The 15302-nt window shown below is 70.8% G+C and carries 14 protein-coding genes; 9 read left to right on the top strand and 5 right to left on the bottom strand.

Annotation, left to right across the window (positions count from 1 at the left end):
- Positions 1-220 precede the first annotated feature (220 nt).
- Together IZR01_RS02195 and gad are read left to right on the top strand one after the other, a co-directional pair.
- Positions 221-460, top strand: a complete 240-nt coding sequence (locus IZR01_RS02195; RefSeq protein ID WP_194891380.1) for a chaplin — start codon at positions 221-223, stop codon at positions 458-460.
- A 154-nt stretch (positions 461-614) separates the two neighbouring features.
- Positions 615-2006 (top strand): glutamate decarboxylase, encoded by a 1392-nt coding sequence (gene gad / locus IZR01_RS02190; RefSeq protein WP_194922681.1) that lies wholly within the window; start codon positions 615-617, stop codon positions 2004-2006.
- Between the two features lie 83 nt (positions 2007-2089).
- Here the strand turns inward: gad and IZR01_RS02185 are convergent, their stop codons facing one another.
- Both IZR01_RS02185 and IZR01_RS02180 read right to left on the bottom strand, forming a co-directional pair.
- Positions 2090-2920, bottom strand: a complete 831-nt coding sequence (locus tag IZR01_RS02185; RefSeq protein WP_194922680.1) for an alpha/beta fold hydrolase — start codon at positions 2918-2920, stop codon at positions 2090-2092.
- Positions 2921-3032: 112 nt separating this feature from the next.
- Positions 3033-4148: an FAD-dependent monooxygenase gene (locus tag IZR01_RS02180; protein WP_194922679.1), complete on the bottom strand. Its 1116-nt coding sequence runs from the start codon at positions 4146-4148 to the stop codon at positions 3033-3035.
- 78 nt (positions 4149-4226) lie between these two features.
- Here IZR01_RS02180 and IZR01_RS02175 point away from each other — a divergent pair, with 78 nt between their 5' ends.
- Positions 4227-4745: a MarR family winged helix-turn-helix transcriptional regulator gene (locus IZR01_RS02175; RefSeq protein ID WP_194891376.1), complete on the top strand. Its 519-nt coding sequence runs from the start codon at positions 4227-4229 to the stop codon at positions 4743-4745.
- A gap of 28 nt (positions 4746-4773) precedes the next feature.
- Positions 4774-5820 (top strand): ankyrin repeat domain-containing protein, encoded by a 1047-nt coding sequence (locus tag IZR01_RS02170; RefSeq protein WP_194922678.1) that lies wholly within the window; start codon positions 4774-4776, stop codon positions 5818-5820.
- A gap of 25 nt (positions 5821-5845) precedes the next feature.
- Here IZR01_RS02170 and IZR01_RS02165 read toward each other — a convergent pair whose 3' ends face one another.
- On the bottom strand, positions 5846-6346 hold the full coding sequence (locus IZR01_RS02165) for a molybdopterin-binding protein (protein ID WP_194891374.1): 501 nt from the start codon (positions 6344-6346) through the stop codon (positions 5846-5848).
- A gap of 194 nt (positions 6347-6540) precedes the next feature.
- Between IZR01_RS02165 and IZR01_RS02160 the strand changes: the two genes are divergently transcribed.
- The 5 genes from IZR01_RS02160 to IZR01_RS02140 all read left to right on the top strand — a co-directional run bounded on the left by IZR01_RS02160 (position 6541) and on the right by IZR01_RS02140 (position 12484).
- Positions 6541-6945: a TOBE domain-containing protein gene (locus IZR01_RS02160; RefSeq protein ID WP_228553780.1), complete on the top strand. Its 405-nt coding sequence runs from the start codon at positions 6541-6543 to the stop codon at positions 6943-6945.
- A 113-nt stretch (positions 6946-7058) separates the two neighbouring features.
- Positions 7059-7973 (top strand): substrate-binding domain-containing protein, encoded by a 915-nt coding sequence (locus IZR01_RS02155; RefSeq protein ID WP_194922677.1) that lies wholly within the window; start codon positions 7059-7061, stop codon positions 7971-7973.
- A gap of 67 nt (positions 7974-8040) precedes the next feature.
- Positions 8041-9903: an ABC transporter ATP-binding protein/permease gene (locus IZR01_RS02150; protein WP_194922676.1), complete on the top strand. Its 1863-nt coding sequence runs from the start codon at positions 8041-8043 to the stop codon at positions 9901-9903.
- Positions 9904-9915: 12 nt separating this feature from the next.
- The gene (locus IZR01_RS02145) at positions 9916-10509 is read left to right on the top strand and encodes a hypothetical protein (protein ID WP_194891370.1); all 594 of its coding nucleotides are present in this window, start codon (positions 9916-9918) and stop codon (positions 10507-10509) included.
- Positions 10510-10615: 106 nt separating this feature from the next.
- Positions 10616-12484 (top strand): hypothetical protein, encoded by a 1869-nt coding sequence (locus IZR01_RS02140; RefSeq protein WP_194922675.1) that lies wholly within the window; start codon positions 10616-10618, stop codon positions 12482-12484.
- Between the two features lie 60 nt (positions 12485-12544).
- On the opposite strand, the gene argG is transcribed toward IZR01_RS02140, so the two are convergent.
- Both argG and IZR01_RS02130 read right to left on the bottom strand, forming a co-directional pair.
- Positions 12545-14005 carry an argininosuccinate synthase gene (argG, locus tag IZR01_RS02135; protein WP_194891368.1) on the bottom strand — a complete coding sequence of 487 codons (1461 nt, stop codon included), beginning with the start codon at positions 14003-14005 and terminating at the stop codon, positions 12545-12547.
- Between the two features lie 86 nt (positions 14006-14091).
- Positions 14092-15168 (bottom strand): hypothetical protein, encoded by a 1077-nt coding sequence (locus IZR01_RS02130; protein ID WP_194922674.1) that lies wholly within the window; start codon positions 15166-15168, stop codon positions 14092-14094.
- Positions 15169-15302: the final 134 nt, after the last annotated feature.

Raw genomic sequence — 15302 nt, 5'->3', positions numbered from 1 at the left:
CGCCGACAATGGCGACGCCCCTTTGTTCACCCATTCTGATCCGCCCGTACGGGTGACTTTTAACCCCCTTTCACAATGCTCTGACCTGCTGAAACGTTGATTGGAGCGGGTATTCGCCGGGTTGACGCACCATCCGGCCGACGGTGTAGACCGGAGATGAGCAGCGGCCGGACGGGGTAAAGCCCCCGACGTTCGCACCTTCCAACGTCAGGGAGCTTCAATGAGCATGCGCAAGACCATCGTGGCCGCCGCCATGGCAGCGTTCGCGGTCGTGGGCTTCGCCGGCACGGCCTCCGCGTCCGGTGCCGGTGCCATCGGCGGCGCGATCGGCTCGCCGGGCCTGCTGTCCGGCAACGTGATCCAGGTGCCGGTCAACATCCCGATCAACGTCTGCGGCGACAACGTGGGCATCCTGTCGGCTCTGCTCGGCAGCGCCGGCAACGTCTGCGTCAACCGCTGACGCACTCCAGCTGAGGACCCCGGGCCTGGTGGCCCGGGGTCTTTTCGCGTCCTGGGGCACCGGCGCGGGGTTCTCGCGCGGACGCCTTGGTTTGCCGTCCGGTGCGGTGCGGGAGAGCGTTGTTCGGGGAGTCTGTTCTCTAGGAGGCGCACGCATGCCGCACAACAACCGCGAACGCGATCTGCGCGGGGACGTCGACGTCAACCCGCTCTTCGCCCGCCCCGGCGAGCTGCGCAGCCGCCCCCGGACCCGGTTGGCCGACCTGCCGATGCTGCCGGAGACGGCCTACCAGGTGGTCCACGACGAGGCGATGCTCGACGGCAACGCCCGGCTGAACCTGGCCACCTTCGTCGGCACGTGGATGGACGACCAGGCCCGAAGGCTCTACCTGGAGTCCTTCGACAAGAACATGATCGACAAGGACGAGTACCCGAGTACCGCGGCCATCGAGGAGCGGTGCTGGCGGATCCTGGCCGACCTGTGGCACGCGCCGGACCAGGAGCGGGCCATCGGCTGCTCGACCATCGGCTCCTCCGAGGCCTGCATGCTCGGCGGCCTGGCCTTCAAGCGGCGCTGGCAGGAGGCCCGGCGCGCGGCCGGCAAGCCGACCGACCGGCCGAACCTGGTGATGAGCTCGGCGGTGCAGGTGGTGTGGGAGAAGTTCTGCAACTACTGGGACGTCGAGCCCCGCTACGTGCCGATCACCGAGGAACACAAGACGCTGGACGGCGCGAACCTGAAGTCCTATGTCGACGAGAACACCATCGGCGTGGTCAGCATCCTCGGCGTCACCTACACCGGCATGTACGAACCGGTGCTGAAAGTGAGCCGGGCCCTGGACGAGATCCAGCACGAGACCGGCCTGGACATCCCGATCCACGTCGACGGCGCCTCCGGCGCGATGATCGCCCCGTTCCTGCAACCGCACCTGGAGTGGGACTTCCGGGTCCCGAGGGTCGCCTCGATCAACACCTCCGGCCACAAGTACGGCCTCGTCAACCCGGGCCTGGGCTGGATCCTGTGGCGGGACCGCGACCTGCTGCCGGAGAGCCTGGTCTTCAAGGTCAGCTACCTCGGCGGCGACATGCCGACCTTCGCCCTGAACTTCTCCCGCCCGGCCGCTCAGGTGCTGGTGCAGTATTTCCAGTTCCTGCGGCTCGGGCGCCTGGGCTACCACGAGGTCCAGAAGGCGTCCATGGACGTCGCGAAGTACCTCGCCGACCGCATCGGGGCGATGGAGTGCTTCGAGCTCTGGAACGACGCCGACGACATCCCCGTGTTCGCCTGGCGCCAGAAACCCGGCTACGGGCCGAACTGGACGCTGTACGACGTCTCCGACCGGCTCCGGATGAAGGGCTGGCTGGTGCCGGCGTATCCGATGCCGGACAACCTGTCCGACACCGTGGTGCAGCGGGTGGTGGTCCGCAACGGGATGAGCATGGACCTGGCCGCGAACTTGGTGGCGGACCTGGAGGAGACGGTCGCCTACCTCGACAAGCTGACGCAGCCGCTGCCGGACGTGAACCGGTCGGTGTTCCACCACTGAGGCGGGGGTCGGCGCGCCGCGCCCCCCGTGGCCGCGTGCCTGCCCGTTCCGCGCTTCAGGCCTTGGTTTCCAAGGCTTCCGGCTCACACCGCGTGCTCGGCGAGGAACCCGGTCATCAGCCCGAGCCATTCCTTGGGCCGCTCGGCGAACGGCAGGTGACCGGTGGCGATGCGGGCCAGGCGCGCGCCGGGGATCTGCGCCGCCAACTCCTCGTGCAGATGCGGCGAGACCAGCGGATCGCCGGTGGTCGAGATGACCAGCGTCGGCGCGGCGATCGAGGCCAGATCGGCCCGCACGTCCGCCCGCCGGACCAGGTCCACGTGCTCGGGCGTGCCGGCCGGGATCAGCTTGGCCAGCCCCTCGATCGCCCCGCGCAGATCCGGCGCCGGAGTGGCCCGCAGCGCCTCGGTACTGAGCGCGACCAGCGTCAGGTACTCCGCGAGCCGCACCTTGTCGCCGGCCCGATAGAGCTCACCCCACAGCTTCGCGGCCAGATCCAGCCGCGCGTCCCGCCGCGCGAACGTCGCGGTGAGGATCAGAGCACTGACGCGCTCCGGATGCTTGGCCGCCACCCGGATCGCGACCGGCCCGCCCAGCGAGAAACCCGCCACCGCGAAGCGCCGCAACCCCTCGGCATCCGCGGCGGCGACTACCTGATCGGCGAGGAAGTCCACGCTGAGCGGCTCGGCGGCGCGCGGCGTGCGGCCGGTCCCGGGGTAGTCGACCCCGACCACGGTGTGCCCCGCACTCAGGCCGTCCAGGACCGGCCCGTAGTTCAGGGCCACGCTGCCCCCGGCGCCGTGCGCCAGGAGCAGGCCGGGGCCGGTGCCGCCGACGGTGCGGGCCAGGACGGGCTCGACGGCGGCGACGGCGGCGGGTTCGGGCGTGGCGATAGGCGTACTGCTGACCAGCATGGAAGACCCCTCACAAGAGTGTGTAGCGTTCGCTACAGAAGAACCTACCACGTTCTGTAGTGAACGATACAGAAACTTGCTCGTCGGCCGGACCCAGCCTCGGCCCGCCTCGCTAAGCCAGCCGATTGCTGAACTTCCGCAAGAGCCGTGTGTAGGACGTCTCCGGAATCCGCCGCCCCAAGAACGCCGGGATCCGCTGGTTGGCCGGGTTCCGCTTGGCCATGCGCGACACCAGCGCGGCGTGCGGGTACCGCGCCTGTTCGTACTCGCGCAGCCGCTCGGGTGCCTCCGCGGGTTCGGCCGCCGCTAGCGCCTTGCCCAGAACCCATGCGTCTTCAAAGCTCTGATTCGCCCCCTGCCCCAGCGTCGGCGGCATGGTGTGCGCGGCGTCGCCGAGCAGCGTGACGCGTCCCTCGCCCCACACCGGGCGCACCTTGTTCCAGTGGTGGCCGAAGAAGTCGAGGGTGTCGTCGGTGGCGGCGGCCAGTACCTCCGGGACTGGGGATGCCCAGTGTCCGAAGCGGCGGCGCAGGTCCTCCAGGGGTTTCTCGGGGCGCGGGTCGCCGGGCTGCCAGCGCACGTCGAACCACCACTGGACCAGCCCGCCTCCGGCCGGCATCAGGCCGCAGGCTCCTTCCTTGCCGGTGATCATGTAGTGCAGATGGGTGTCGGTGACGTCGATGTCCATCGGGCTGCGCCCCTGCCAGGTCCCGAACGTGGCCGGCGCGACCGCGCCGTCGCCCCACAGCTGTCGGCGCACCGCGGAGTGGTGGCCGTCGGCCGCGATCAGCAGGTCGGCGGTGGCTGACGTGCCGTCCGCGAAGGTCGCGGTGACGTCGCGCGCGGTCTGGCTCACTCCTGTGCACGCCTTCCCGAACGCGACAAGATCCGCGGGCAACCCCTCCGACAGGCGCTCCACCAACTCGGCCCGGGAGACCGCGCGGCTGTCGAACCCGTACGTCTGCGCGGCGTGCGCGAGATTCACCCGGGTCCGCAGCGTCCCGCCGGCGGTCCGCGCGTCGATCCGGTCCAGCCGCTGCCCGAGCCCGTCGAGGCGTACGCCGAGATCGTGCAGCACGGCATGTCCGTTGCAGAACAGCCCCAACCCGGCACCGCCGGTCCGCCGCTCCGAAGCCTGCTCGAAGACCCGCACCCGGTGTCCGTCGGCCAGCAGCCGCCGGGCCACGGCCAGCCCGCCGAGCCCCGCGCCGATCACGATGACGTCCATAATCACTCCACTACGGTGTATCTCCATTTCGAACTCTCTCCATTTCGAAGATACATCGAACCGAAGTAGAATGCGACCGTGAGCGACGCAGAGGCACAGGTAGGGACAGAGACAGCCGCAGAAGCGCCAGCCCCCGGCTTCCAACCGGGCCCCGCCGAAGCCGACATCTTCCGCGAGTTCCTGGTCGCGCTCATGGTCCACAACGAAGCCGTCGCCGCCCGCCTGGGCTTGCAGTCGGCCGACGTCGCCGCCGCGATCCTGCTCGAATCCCGCGGCCCGATGCCGGTCGGCGCGATCGCCGAGGAACTCGGCCTGCCCTCCGCCTCCGCGACCCGCGTCATCGACCGGCTCCAGAAGGCCGGCTACGTCCGCCGCGTCCGCAGCGACCAGGACCGCCGCGCGGTCTATGTCGAACTGCTCCCGGACGGCATGACCGACTACCACGCCGCCGCCGAGATCTCCCAGCGCCACCTGGCCGAGGTCGCGGCCCACTACTCGCTGGACCAGGTCATGGTCATGCTCGACATGTACCGGCGGACCACCGAGGCCTACCGCTCGGCGACCGCCGAGATCCGGAACGGCGCCGCCGGATCCTGATGTCTGCGGCCTTCCCTATGCTGCCCGCATGGCGAGGAAGAAGAAGCGGCTGCCGAAGGATTTCGACACCAGGCTCCGCTCCGGCGATGTGGACGCGGTGAAAGCGGTCTTCGAGACCACCGAGCTCGACGCCCACCAGGACGCCTACGGCCCCACCGCGCTCGGGATGTACGACATCCCGCCGGACTTGGTCGGCTGGCTGGTAGCCCAGGGCGCCGATATCGAGGCCCCCGACCACTACGGCCGCACCCCGCTGTGGCGGCACGCGCGCGTAGGCAACGACCCGGTCGTCACCGCCCTCCTGGACGCCGGTGCCGACCTCCGCTCCTCACGACGCCCCGTCCTGCGTGCGGCGGCCGAAGGCCACAAGCCCTCGACCGTGCGCCTCCTGCTCGCCCGCGGCGCCGACCCGCTGGAGCTCGACGGCGGCCGGTCCGCGCTGGAGGAGGCACTCGCGTCCTGCTCCAACGCCGCCCTGCCCGGGATGGCCGAGATCGCGGAAGTCCTGCTGGCGGCCGGAACCCCGAGCAACGAGCGGATGCGCCAGCGGGTCGAGGAGATCGGCAAGCGCTTCGAGTTCCACCGCGCGGGCTTCAACCCGGACTACCTGGCCGAGACCGATGCCGCGCTGACCCGCCTGTACGAGCTCTTCGACGTCACCCCGGTAGCGCCACGCCGCACCCACGACGGCACGTCCCCGATCACCGTGACCGCCACCACCTGGCCCGACCAGCACCAAGAACTGTGGGACACGCTGGTCCCGAGCAGCGGCCCGGCCGCCACCGCCCAAGGCGAGGCCATCCGCGTCACCGGCCGCCTGGCCCACGAAGTCCTCGACAACGGCGGCATCAACTGGGATCAGGACTTCCGGACGATGGCCCGCACCGTCCCCGCCCTCCTGGCCTCCGGCGTCCCGCTCCCCGAAGCCGAACTCGCCGAGGCGACCAAACTGGCCTCCGCCTACGGCCGCGGCACCTCCGACGAGCACGTCGGGCGACTCAGTGAGCTGGCAGTCCGCTGGGTGCTCGCCAACCCGGACCCGCTGCCGACCCCGGAACCGGCCTACAAGCGCTGAAGCACTTTGCCGCACCCGACAACGATCAGTCCCCTGAATCGCTCCGAATACGCAGGTCGGCGACCCCGCTGACATGCCGCGCGCCGCAGACGTCGCCCGGCACGACCAACTGCGGTCCCTCCGCGTCCAGGGCACCGCCGTCCCGCGTGAGCCCGAGCAGCACCGGCACGTTCCCGAACTCCGGATCGATCTCAGCCCACGACAACACGACCCGGTGCCCGTCACCGGCCCGCACCGAGATCAGGAACCGCAGCCGGTCCTTGCGCTCCCCGGGTACGAAAGCCGGCTCGGCGAGCCGCGCCACGTCCAGCAACAGCGGCCCGGCGAACCGATGCCGACGGGGCCCGCTCTTGCGGCAGGTGAACTCCACCTCGCACTCGTGCCGCGGCAGCGACCACAGCTCGGGGACGCTCAGGACCCGGGGCGAGCGCACCTCGCCGTCGAGCCGTACGAGCCGTACCGGCCGAGCTGGCCGGGCCGGCCCGTCGACGGCCGGTCCGATCGCGCCGATGTGCTCAGCGACCATGGGATCCCTCCTCGCGGCGCCCGCGTCCCACCGGCGGTGCGGCCCACGATCCACAGTAGGGCGCACCCGGCTGGAAGCAAGGGGTGTCACAGCAGCTGCCAATCACTGAGCGCCATTCGTAATGGAAATGCAAGGTCTTCAGGCCTTTCCCCCTCGCGTCTGCGATGTAAGCTCGCCGGGTGGACGTCTACCGGATGGGTGAGGCCGCCGAACTGCTCGGCGTCAGTGCCGACACCGTGCGCCGCTGGGCCGATGCCGGCCGGCTGAGCGCGCAACGGGACGAGAACGGGCACCGGGTGGTCCCCGGCCCCGAGCTCGCCTCGTTCGCCGCGTCGCTGGCGTCGGCCGCCGACGAGCGCTCGGAGGTGTCCTCGGCCCGCAACCGGCTGCGCGGCATCATCACCGCGGTGACCAAGGACGCGGTGATGGCGCAGGTCGACATCCAGGCCGGGCCGTTCCGGGTGGTGTCGCTGATGAGCCGGGAGGCCGTGGACGAGCTGGACCTGCGGGTCGGCGCCACGGCGGTCGCGGTGATCAAGTCCACGACCGTGGTCGTGGAACGCGCCGGGACCGCCCGCAAGCAAGCCGACGAGGGCTGAGGCCCCGCCGGCGACGCGCGGGAGGCGGCATGTCTTCCGTGTGTCGTCCGCGCGCTGTCCGCGACCGTCGAGTAGCCGAAGTAGAAGACCGTGAAGACCCGAAGGGGGCGTTCGTGAAGAAGCCAGTCGCCGCAGCCATCGCCGCCGGCCTGTTGCTGGCCGGAGCCGGGTGCAGCAGCTCGAAGAGCACGCCGAAAAGTGGATCGTCGCCATCCTCGGCGCCGTCCTCCGGGTCCTCGGCGACCACCGGATCCTCCTCGGCGCTGTCCGCACCGGGCCCGGTCAAGGTCGCCTACGCCGCCTCGCTGGCGAACCTGATGGAACACGACCTCGGCCCGGCCTACGACAAGGCCACCGGCGGCGACTTCCAGGGCGACGCGGCCGGCTCGACCCAGCTGGTCAGCGAGATCAAGGGCAAGGTCAAGCAGGCCGACGTCTTCATCAGCGCGGCCACCGACGCCAACACCGGCCTGATCGGCGACGCCAACGGCGGCTGGGAGACCTGGTACGCCACCTTCGCCACCGCCCCGCTGGTCATCGCCTACAACCCGAAGAGCAAGTTCGCCGCCGACATCAAGTCCAAGCCGTGGAACCAGGTCATCACCGAGGCCGGCTTCAAGATGGGCTCGACCGACCCGAAGCTGGACCCCAAGGGCAAGCTCGCCGCGCAGGCGCTGACCAAGGACAACATCCCCGCCTCGGCGGTGCAGGTGTTTCCCGAGGAGCAGCTGGTCGGCCGCCTTCAGTCCGGGCAGCTGGACGCCGGCTTCTTCTACTCCAGCGAGGCCGCCGAGTTGAACATCCCGACGGTCACCCTCGGCGACATCAAGCTGCAAGCGACGTACACCGTCAGCGTCCTGAACAAGGCCCCGGACAACGCCGCCGGCATCGCCTTCGTGCAGTACCTGTTCAGCGACGCGGGCAAGGCCTTCATGACCAAGCACGGCCTCCAGTTGCAGCCGATCAAGGTGACCGGCGCCGCCGGCTCCGTGCCCGCGCAGCTCCAGACCCTGCTCAGCGCTAGCTGAAGCCCTGAAGCCGGGTACCGACACAGTGGGCACAGTGCGGTCGGCCGTCGGGAGTCCGGGAGCGCGGATGCTGCGCACCCCGTTGCCGTGGCTGGCCGCGCTACTGGTCGCCTACCTGCTGGTCCCGCTGGTCGCGTTCCTGGTCCGGGCACCGGGCCAGGGCGGCTCGGCCACCGCCGCGCCCGGCGTCGGGGACGCGCTGCGGACCTCGCTGATCACCGCGACCATCAGCACGGCCGTCGTCACCCTGCTCGGCGTGCCGCTGGGCTATCTGCTGGCCCGCTCCGGCAGCCGCACCGCCGGCGCCCTCGGCGTCGCGGTCCAGCTGCCGCTGGCGCTTCCGCCGCTGATGAGCGGCATCCTGCTGATCTACCTGGTCGGCCCGTACACCACCATCGGCCAGTTCTTCAACGGCGGGCTCACCGACAGCGCCACCGGTGTCGTGCTGGCCCAGTGCTTCGTCGCCGCGCCGTTCCTGGTGGTCTCGGCGCGCTCGGCCTTCGCCGCGGTGGATCCGGCCCAACTGGACGTCGCGGCGACCCTGGGCCACGGCGCGCTGTCCCGGACGCTGCGGGTCGCGCTGCCGATCGCCGCGCGGGGCATCCGCGCCGGGATGCTGCTGGCCTGGCTGCGGGCCTTCGGCGAGTTCGGCGCGACGATCGTGCTGGCCTACCACCCCTACACCCTGCCGGTGTTCACCTACGTGCAGTTCAGCAGCACCGGGCTGGCCGCGACCACGGTCCCGGTGCTGGTGACGCTCGGCGCGGCCCTGGTCGTCCTGCTGATCGCCGACCGCGGCCCGGCCCGGCGCGCGCACCGGCGCCGACCGGTCCGGCTCCCGGCCCCCCGCCCCCCGGCTCTGTCGCAGGGCCCTGTCCTCGACTTCCGGATGGCGGCCCGCCTCGGCGGCTTCGGGCTGGCGGTCGAGCATCGCGGGGTGGGCCGCAACCTGGCCATCCTCGGCGCCTCCGGCTCCGGCAAGTCCGCGACCCTGCGCCTGCTGGCCGGGGTGCTCAAGCCGCAGGCCGCCGAGATCTCCCTCGGCGGCCGCGACCTGGCCGCGCTGCCCGCTGAGAAGCGCGGCATCGGCTACCTTCCGCAGCACCCGACGTTGCTGCCGCACCTGCGGGTCTGGGAGCAGGTCACCTTCGGCGTCGGCGCCGATCCGGCGTTGGCGGCGTTCTGGCTGGACCGGCTCAAGCTGACCGACCTCGCCGACCGCTATCCCGATCAGCTCTCCGGCGGCCAGGCCCGGCGGGTCGGCTTGGCCCGGGCCCTGGTGCGCGAGCCACGGCTGCTCCTGCTCGACGAACCGTTCGCCGGCCTGGACGCCCCGGTCCGCGACGAGCTGCGCCGGCTGCTGCGCACCGTGCTGCGCGAGACCACGCTGACCTCGGTGCTGGTGACGCACGATCCGGACGACGCGGCGCTGCTGTCGCAGGACACGCTGCTTTTCGCCGACGGCGCCGTGTTGCAGGACGGCCCCACGCGTGCGGTGCTGACTCACCCGGCCGGCCCGGCGGCGGCCCGGCTGCTCGGCGTCCGCAACATCGCACACGGCCACGTCGATGCCGACGGGGTATTGGCAAGTGGGCCGCTGCGCATCGCGCTTCCCGAGGCGGCCCTCAACACTCCCGCGTGGCAGCACACGAAGGTGCCCGCCGCGGTCGCCTGGTGCGTTCAACCGCACGACGTCCGCCTGGTCGCCGCCGGTGGGACGGCGGCCGTTGTGGACGACGTGGCCCACCTCGGGCCGGTCGCCGAACTGCTGCTCCGGCTCGGCGACGACGGCGCGATCGACACCGTCGTCGGCCACACTGCCAGTCACGAGCTGACGGTCACCGTCCCCAGCGGTCAGGAACCGGGGATCGGCGAACGCTGCGAAGTGGACGTGCCGGGCGCGGCGGTCATCGTTTGGCCCGAGGTCTGAGAAACTTCTCCGGTGACGCCGTCAGATCTGAACTCGTTCTTCGCCACGTCCGCCGGCGTCGCCGGGGCGCTGGTGGGTCTGCTGTTCGTCGCGATCTCGGTCTCCGGTGACCGGCTTTCCCACCACGTCGATGCCCGGGCTTACCGGCTGCGCGCGTCCGGCACGCTGACCGCCTTCACCAACGCGCTCGCGGTCTCGCTGTTCGCGATCCTGCCCGGGGAGAAGGTCGGATACACGACGGTGAGCGTGTCGGTGGTGGGGCTGATGTTCGTCGCCGCGTCGGCGATCTCGCTGGTGCGGGCGCACGCGGTGAAGTGGCGGTACCGGCGGGACGCCGTCTTCTTGGCGACGCTGACCGCGGCATTCGCCTTCCAGCTCGGCTTCGGCCTGGCCATCATCGCCAAGCCGCACGACACCAACGCGGTCGACAACGTCGCGATCCTGGTCATCGTGTTCTTCCTGATCGGCATCGCCCGCACCTGGGAACTGATCGGCGGCCCGGCCTTCGGGCTCGCGCACGAGATCCGTGGGCTGGCTGGACATGGAGAGAAGAAGGAAGAAGACGAGGCCGCTTTCGGTTCTGAGGACGACGCCGCGGCACCCTAGCCGCGCGAGAGGCGCTGCCCGCCTATACAGGCGTTGTCCTGCGACCTAGACGCAGGAGCGCGTGATAGCTTCCTGCCACTCAATCGGGGCACAGTCAGGGGCGGGCATGACGTCGGATACCGAGCTCGCCGCTGCGGCCGAATCGCTTCCAGAGCCGGAACCGGTTGATGAGGACTTGGCCGCCTCCGATCCCATAGCGACCGGTAACCGCTTCACCGCGCAGTTCGACCGCTTGGTGCACCGTGACATCTTCGGCGTCAACGCCGCGGTGCTGCTGATCGTGCTCGTCCCGCTGGTCTTCGGCTACTACGCGCGGCTGCACTACTCGGCATACGCGTTCCCGCCGGACAGCCGGTACTACGTCACGATGGCGCTGCGTGACCTGGGTTTCAGCGACGCCGACGCGCTGCGCAAACAGTTCGCCAACTCCGGCACCATCGCCGAATCCTGGTACTTCGCGCACAGCGATCCCACGTGGTTGATGGTCCAGTCGCGCATGCTGTACCCGTTCTTGGCCGCGCCGTTCGTCGCGGTGTTCGGTATCACCGAGGGGATGCCGATCGCCGCGATGGTGGCGTTCGCGGTGATGCTGTGGGCGGTGACCCGGCTGGTGCAGCGGCTTTACGGGCCGACCGCGGCGCTGGCCGCGGGCGCGGTGCTCGGGGCCTGCGGGTTCATGATGACGCTGGCCGAGGCGGTCACCGATCCGGTCGCGATCGCGGTGCTGGCGTTGATCCTGCTGAACCTGCCGCTGGGGCGGCGTGCCCGCCCGCACAACCTGGTTCTGTTGGCGCTGCTGTCGGTGTTGCTGGAGCTGAGCCGGCAGGTGATGCCGACGGCTGCGGGCCTGGCGTTCTTCGGCTGGGCGTGGGCGGTCGCGTTCCCCGGACGCGGGCGGAGCCGCCGGTGGCGCAACGACTGGCTGTGGCCGTCCGCGATCGTGGTCGGGACGACGGTGTTCGTCCACCTGCTGGAGGGGCGGTTCGCGGGCAGCGGGACCGGGTCGCAGATGTCGCAGGTGTCCGCGGACCCGGGGCAGGTGGCGTGGACCATCACGCGCGTCGACGTGCTCGGGATGCTGCAAGGGGACAAGGCGCTGTCGGCGTTGCTGGCCGGGGCATTGGTGTTCGTGCTGATCCGGTTCACCGACGTCGTCTCCGGCGTGCTGCTCGGGGCGATCGCGGGGACCTACCTCGTGATGCTCGCCGGGGTCAGCCCCTCGCACATGCGGTACGAGGCGATCATGTTCCCGGTGGCCGGGCTGGCGGTCGGCGCGCTGTTCCACCGGCTGGCCCCGGCCGCGTTGCGGGGCGGGGTGGTCGGCGACGGGATGCTGCGCTCGGACCGGGTTCCGGCGGTCGACACGTGGTGGCAGCGCGGTCCGCGCCGGGTTCCGGTTCTGGGCGTTTCCAGCGTCGTCTTTCTTGCGGTGCTCGTGGGATGGTCGGCCACGCACGGCTCGGCGTCGATGGCCGGCGCCGTGCCCACCGCGCCGTCGGCGGCCGCGGCCCTGGCCGGGGATCCGCACGCCGACCTGCCCGACCGCGTGGTGCCCGCCGAGGACATCCTGGCCGGGGAGTTCACCCAGGCCGAGGAACTGATCAAGGGGAACAACTCCTCGGTGTTCCTCGTCTACGCGGACTGGCGCCATCCGATGCGCTACCGGCCGCTGACGTCTTCCGATCCGGAGTGGGGCCACCGCGGAACCGACGGGACGGTGGTGATGTATCCCGGGGACCTGAGTTCGTGGGACTGGGTCGGGCTCGCGCGGTCGTTCACCTACGACGGCACGCTGGACCCGTCGACGGTCAAGGTGACGTCCCGGGTGACCAGCCGCTACGGCGAGGACGTGACGTTCACCGTGACGGCCGGCACCGGCGCTGCGCGGGGGGTGCATCAAGGGCACGCTACGGTGCTCTATCCCTTGCGAGCGCGGGTGCCGGGCATCGTGACCGAGATGGTCTTCGATTCCTGACGCGGTTCCTGAGGCGATTCACGGCGTGACTTCCGACGCGACTCCCGCCGCGTCGGACGCTCAGTCGTTCCCGGCCTCCATGGCCGCGTGATCCAGCAGTTCCTCGTCGTCAACCTCGGCACCGGCCCGAGCCGCGATGGTCTGCGCCCCGCCGTCGGTCATCGCGCCGATCAGCTCGCTCGGGAACGCACCGCCGCCGGACAGCTCCGCCGCCGCGGACCCCGCGCCGGTGCCGACCATCCCCAGCCGCGCGTACTGCTCCAGCTTGGTCCGCGAGTCGGCGATGTCGAGGTTGCGCATGGTCAGCTGGCCGATGCGGTCGACCGGGCCGAAGGCCGCGCCTTCGGTGCGCTCCATCGACAGCTTCTCCGGGTGGTAGCTGAGCGCCGGGCCGGTGGTGTTGAGGATCGAGTAGTCCTCGCCACGCCGCAGCCGCAGCGTCACCTCGCCGGTGATGGCGCGGCCGACCCAGCGTTGCAGGGACTCCCGGATCATCAGCGCCTGCGGGTCCAGCCAACGGCCTTCGTACAGCAGCCGGCCCAGGTGGCGGCCCTCGTTGTGGTACGCGGCGACGGTGTCCTCGTTGTGGACGGCGTTGACCAGGCGCTCGTAGGCGATGAACAGCAGGGCCATGCCGGGGGCCTCGTAGATGCCCCGGCTCTTGGCCTCGATCACCCGGTTCTCGATCTGGTCCGACATCCCCAGACCGTGCCGGCCGCCGACCGCGTTGGCCTCCAGGACCAAGTCGACCGCGGTGGCGAAGACCTTGCCGTTGATGCTGACCGGGCGGCCCTGCTCGAAGCCGATGGTGACGTCCTCGGTGGCGATCTCCACCTTCGGGTCCCAGAACCGGACGCCCATGATCGGCTCGACGATCTCCAGGCCGGTGTCCAGGTGCTCCAGGGACTTCGCCTCGTGCGTGGCGCCCCAGATGTTCGCGTCGGTGGAGTAGGCCTTCTCGGCGCTGGCCCGGTAGGGCAGGTCGCGCTCGGTGAGCCACTGCGACATCTCGGCCCGGCCGCCGAGCTCGCTGACGAAGTCGGCGTCCAGCCACGGCTTGTAGATCCGCAGCGCCGGGTTGGCCAGCAGGCCGTACCGGTAGAAGCGCTCGATGTCGTTGCCCTTGAAGGTCGAGCCGTCGCCCCAGATCTGGACGTCGTCCTCGAGCATCGCCCGCACCAGCAGGGTGCCGGCCACGGCGCGGCCCAGCGGGGTGGTGTTGAAGTAGCCGCGGCCGCCGGAGCGGATGTGGAAGGCGCCGCAGGCCAGGGCGGCCAGGCCTTCCTCGACGAGCGGGGCGCGGCAGTCGACCAGGCGGGCGAGTTCGGCGCCGTAGGCCTCGGCGCGCCCGGGCACGCCGGGCAGATCCGGCTCGTCGTACTGGCCGAGATCGGCGGTGTAGGTGCAGGGCACGGCGCCCTTCTCGCGCATCCACGCGACCGCGACCGAGGTGTCGAGCCCGCCGGAGAAGGCGATGCCGACGCGCTGACCTGCTGGCAGAGACGTGAGGACCTTGGACATGGGTGTAACTATATACGACTCGCCGAATAATCATGCCACTGTCCACATCGCGGGCAGCCCGCGCCGTCATCCGGGACGGGCCGGCTTCAGGAGCGTGTCGGCATCCGGTCCGAGCCCGTCTCCGGGACGGCCGGCGTCAGGAAGTCGTCCATCCGGATCCGCAGCCACCCCGGCCGGCGCTCCTCGACCACGATCCGCAGCAGCACCCGCGGGTCGAGGAGTTCGAGGTCCGGGAACCGCCCGATCACCGGCGAGCCGACATAGGGGTAGCCGACCTGCTTGAAGTAGTCGGCGGCATCGGCGTACCCGGGCGGGACCGGGTAGTAGCGCCAGAACACGCAGTCCGGGGCCGCTCTGCGCAAGATCTCGCCGAGGAGCCACGAGGCGGTGGCGACGAAGCCCTGGCTCGCCGGCGCCGAGAAGCGCTCGACGGTACCGAACCGGTCCAGGAACAGCCGCTCCAACCCGTCGATGGTCTCCAGCGCGAACTGCCACTCCCGCGGGTCGCCGGTCTCGTCCGCCCACCGCGGGAAGTCCGCCGCGCGCGAGGCCAGCCAACGGCTCAGCCACGGGTCCGGCGGCGGGAGTTCGTCGAACGCGACCGGATCGACGCTGGAACTGTGGACCGTCGTCGGCGTCCAGCCCGGATGCGAGGCCTGATACCCGCTGACCGTCTCCCGCAAATCGGCGAGGGCGGCCCGGAACGCCGTCCCCGTCCCGGCGTCCCGGGCCTGGACCATGAGCTGAAGCGGCGACATCGGCGGCAGGCCTAGCGCGTCGTCGAACCGGACCACCGGCCGACTCGCCGCCGGATTCCCTGCCTGGCTCGCCGCCGGACTCCCCGCCGGCCTTGCCGCCTGGCTCGCCGGATCCTCGTCCCACGCCGGATCCTCGTCCCACACCCAACGCCCGCCGCCGACCCGCATCAACGCCTCGCCGAGATACGCCGCAGCGGAGTCGGCCAGCCCGGTGTCGAGGGCCTGTGGCGCGCCGAAATCAGGGAGCCGCGTCGCCAGCACCCACTCCAGCGAGTCGAGCGACTCCGGCGAGAAATCGTGGCTGAAGTCCTGCGGCACGAACCAGGCCAGCCGGTCCAGGACCGGGCTCAGCGCTTCCAACCAAGTGGCCAGCCGGTCGACCGTCGTCCTGTCGGCACTCCCCATCGTTCCGCCTCCCGTATCCGCCGTGGCGTGATGTCAGCCATCACAGCTTCATGGCAGCACCGAGCGGCGCACGCCGACACCTGTAAGCCTCCAGGATGCCCGCCGATCTGCGGCTGACCTGCGGTCGGCCACTG

It is taken from the genome of Catenulispora pinisilvae (assembly GCF_015356865.1).
GTDB lineage: Bacteria > Actinomycetota > Actinomycetes > Streptomycetales > Catenulisporaceae > Catenulispora > Catenulispora pinisilvae.
Note: the sequence above shows the minus strand (reverse complement) of the source record. Positions and strands in the feature narration are given on the sequence as shown.

Bases quoted from the DNA above. Each gene is read 5' to 3' on its own strand.
- IZR01_RS02140 (WP_194922675.1), top strand. From the start codon at position 10,616: ATGACGTCGGATACCGAGCTCGCCGCTGCGGCCGAATCGCTTCCAGAG.
- IZR01_RS02165 (WP_194891374.1), bottom strand. From the start codon at position 6,346: ATGGTCGCTGAGCACATCGGCGCGATCGGACCGGCCGTCGACGGGCCG.
- argG (WP_194891368.1), bottom strand. From the start codon at position 14,005: ATGTCCAAGGTCCTCACGTCTCTGCCAGCAGGTCAGCGCGTCGGCATC.
- IZR01_RS02170 (WP_194922678.1), top strand. From the start codon at position 4,774: ATGGCGAGGAAGAAGAAGCGGCTGCCGAAGGATTTCGACACCAGGCTC.
- IZR01_RS02150 (WP_194922676.1), top strand. From the start codon at position 8,041: ATGCTGCGCACCCCGTTGCCGTGGCTGGCCGCGCTACTGGTCGCCTAC.
- IZR01_RS02180 (WP_194922679.1), bottom strand. From the start codon at position 4,148: ATGGACGTCATCGTGATCGGCGCGGGGCTCGGCGGGCTGGCCGTGGCC.
- IZR01_RS02130 (WP_194922674.1), bottom strand. From the start codon at position 15,168: ATGGGGAGTGCCGACAGGACGACGGTCGACCGGCTGGCCACTTGGTTG.
- IZR01_RS02185 (WP_194922680.1), bottom strand. From the start codon at position 2,920: ATGCTGGTCAGCAGTACGCCTATCGCCACGCCCGAACCCGCCGCCGTC.
- IZR01_RS02195 (WP_194891380.1), top strand. From the start codon at position 221: ATGAGCATGCGCAAGACCATCGTGGCCGCCGCCATGGCAGCGTTCGCG.
- gad (WP_194922681.1), top strand. From the start codon at position 615: ATGCCGCACAACAACCGCGAACGCGATCTGCGCGGGGACGTCGACGTC.
- IZR01_RS02160 (WP_228553780.1), top strand. From the start codon at position 6,541: ATGGGTGAGGCCGCCGAACTGCTCGGCGTCAGTGCCGACACCGTGCGC.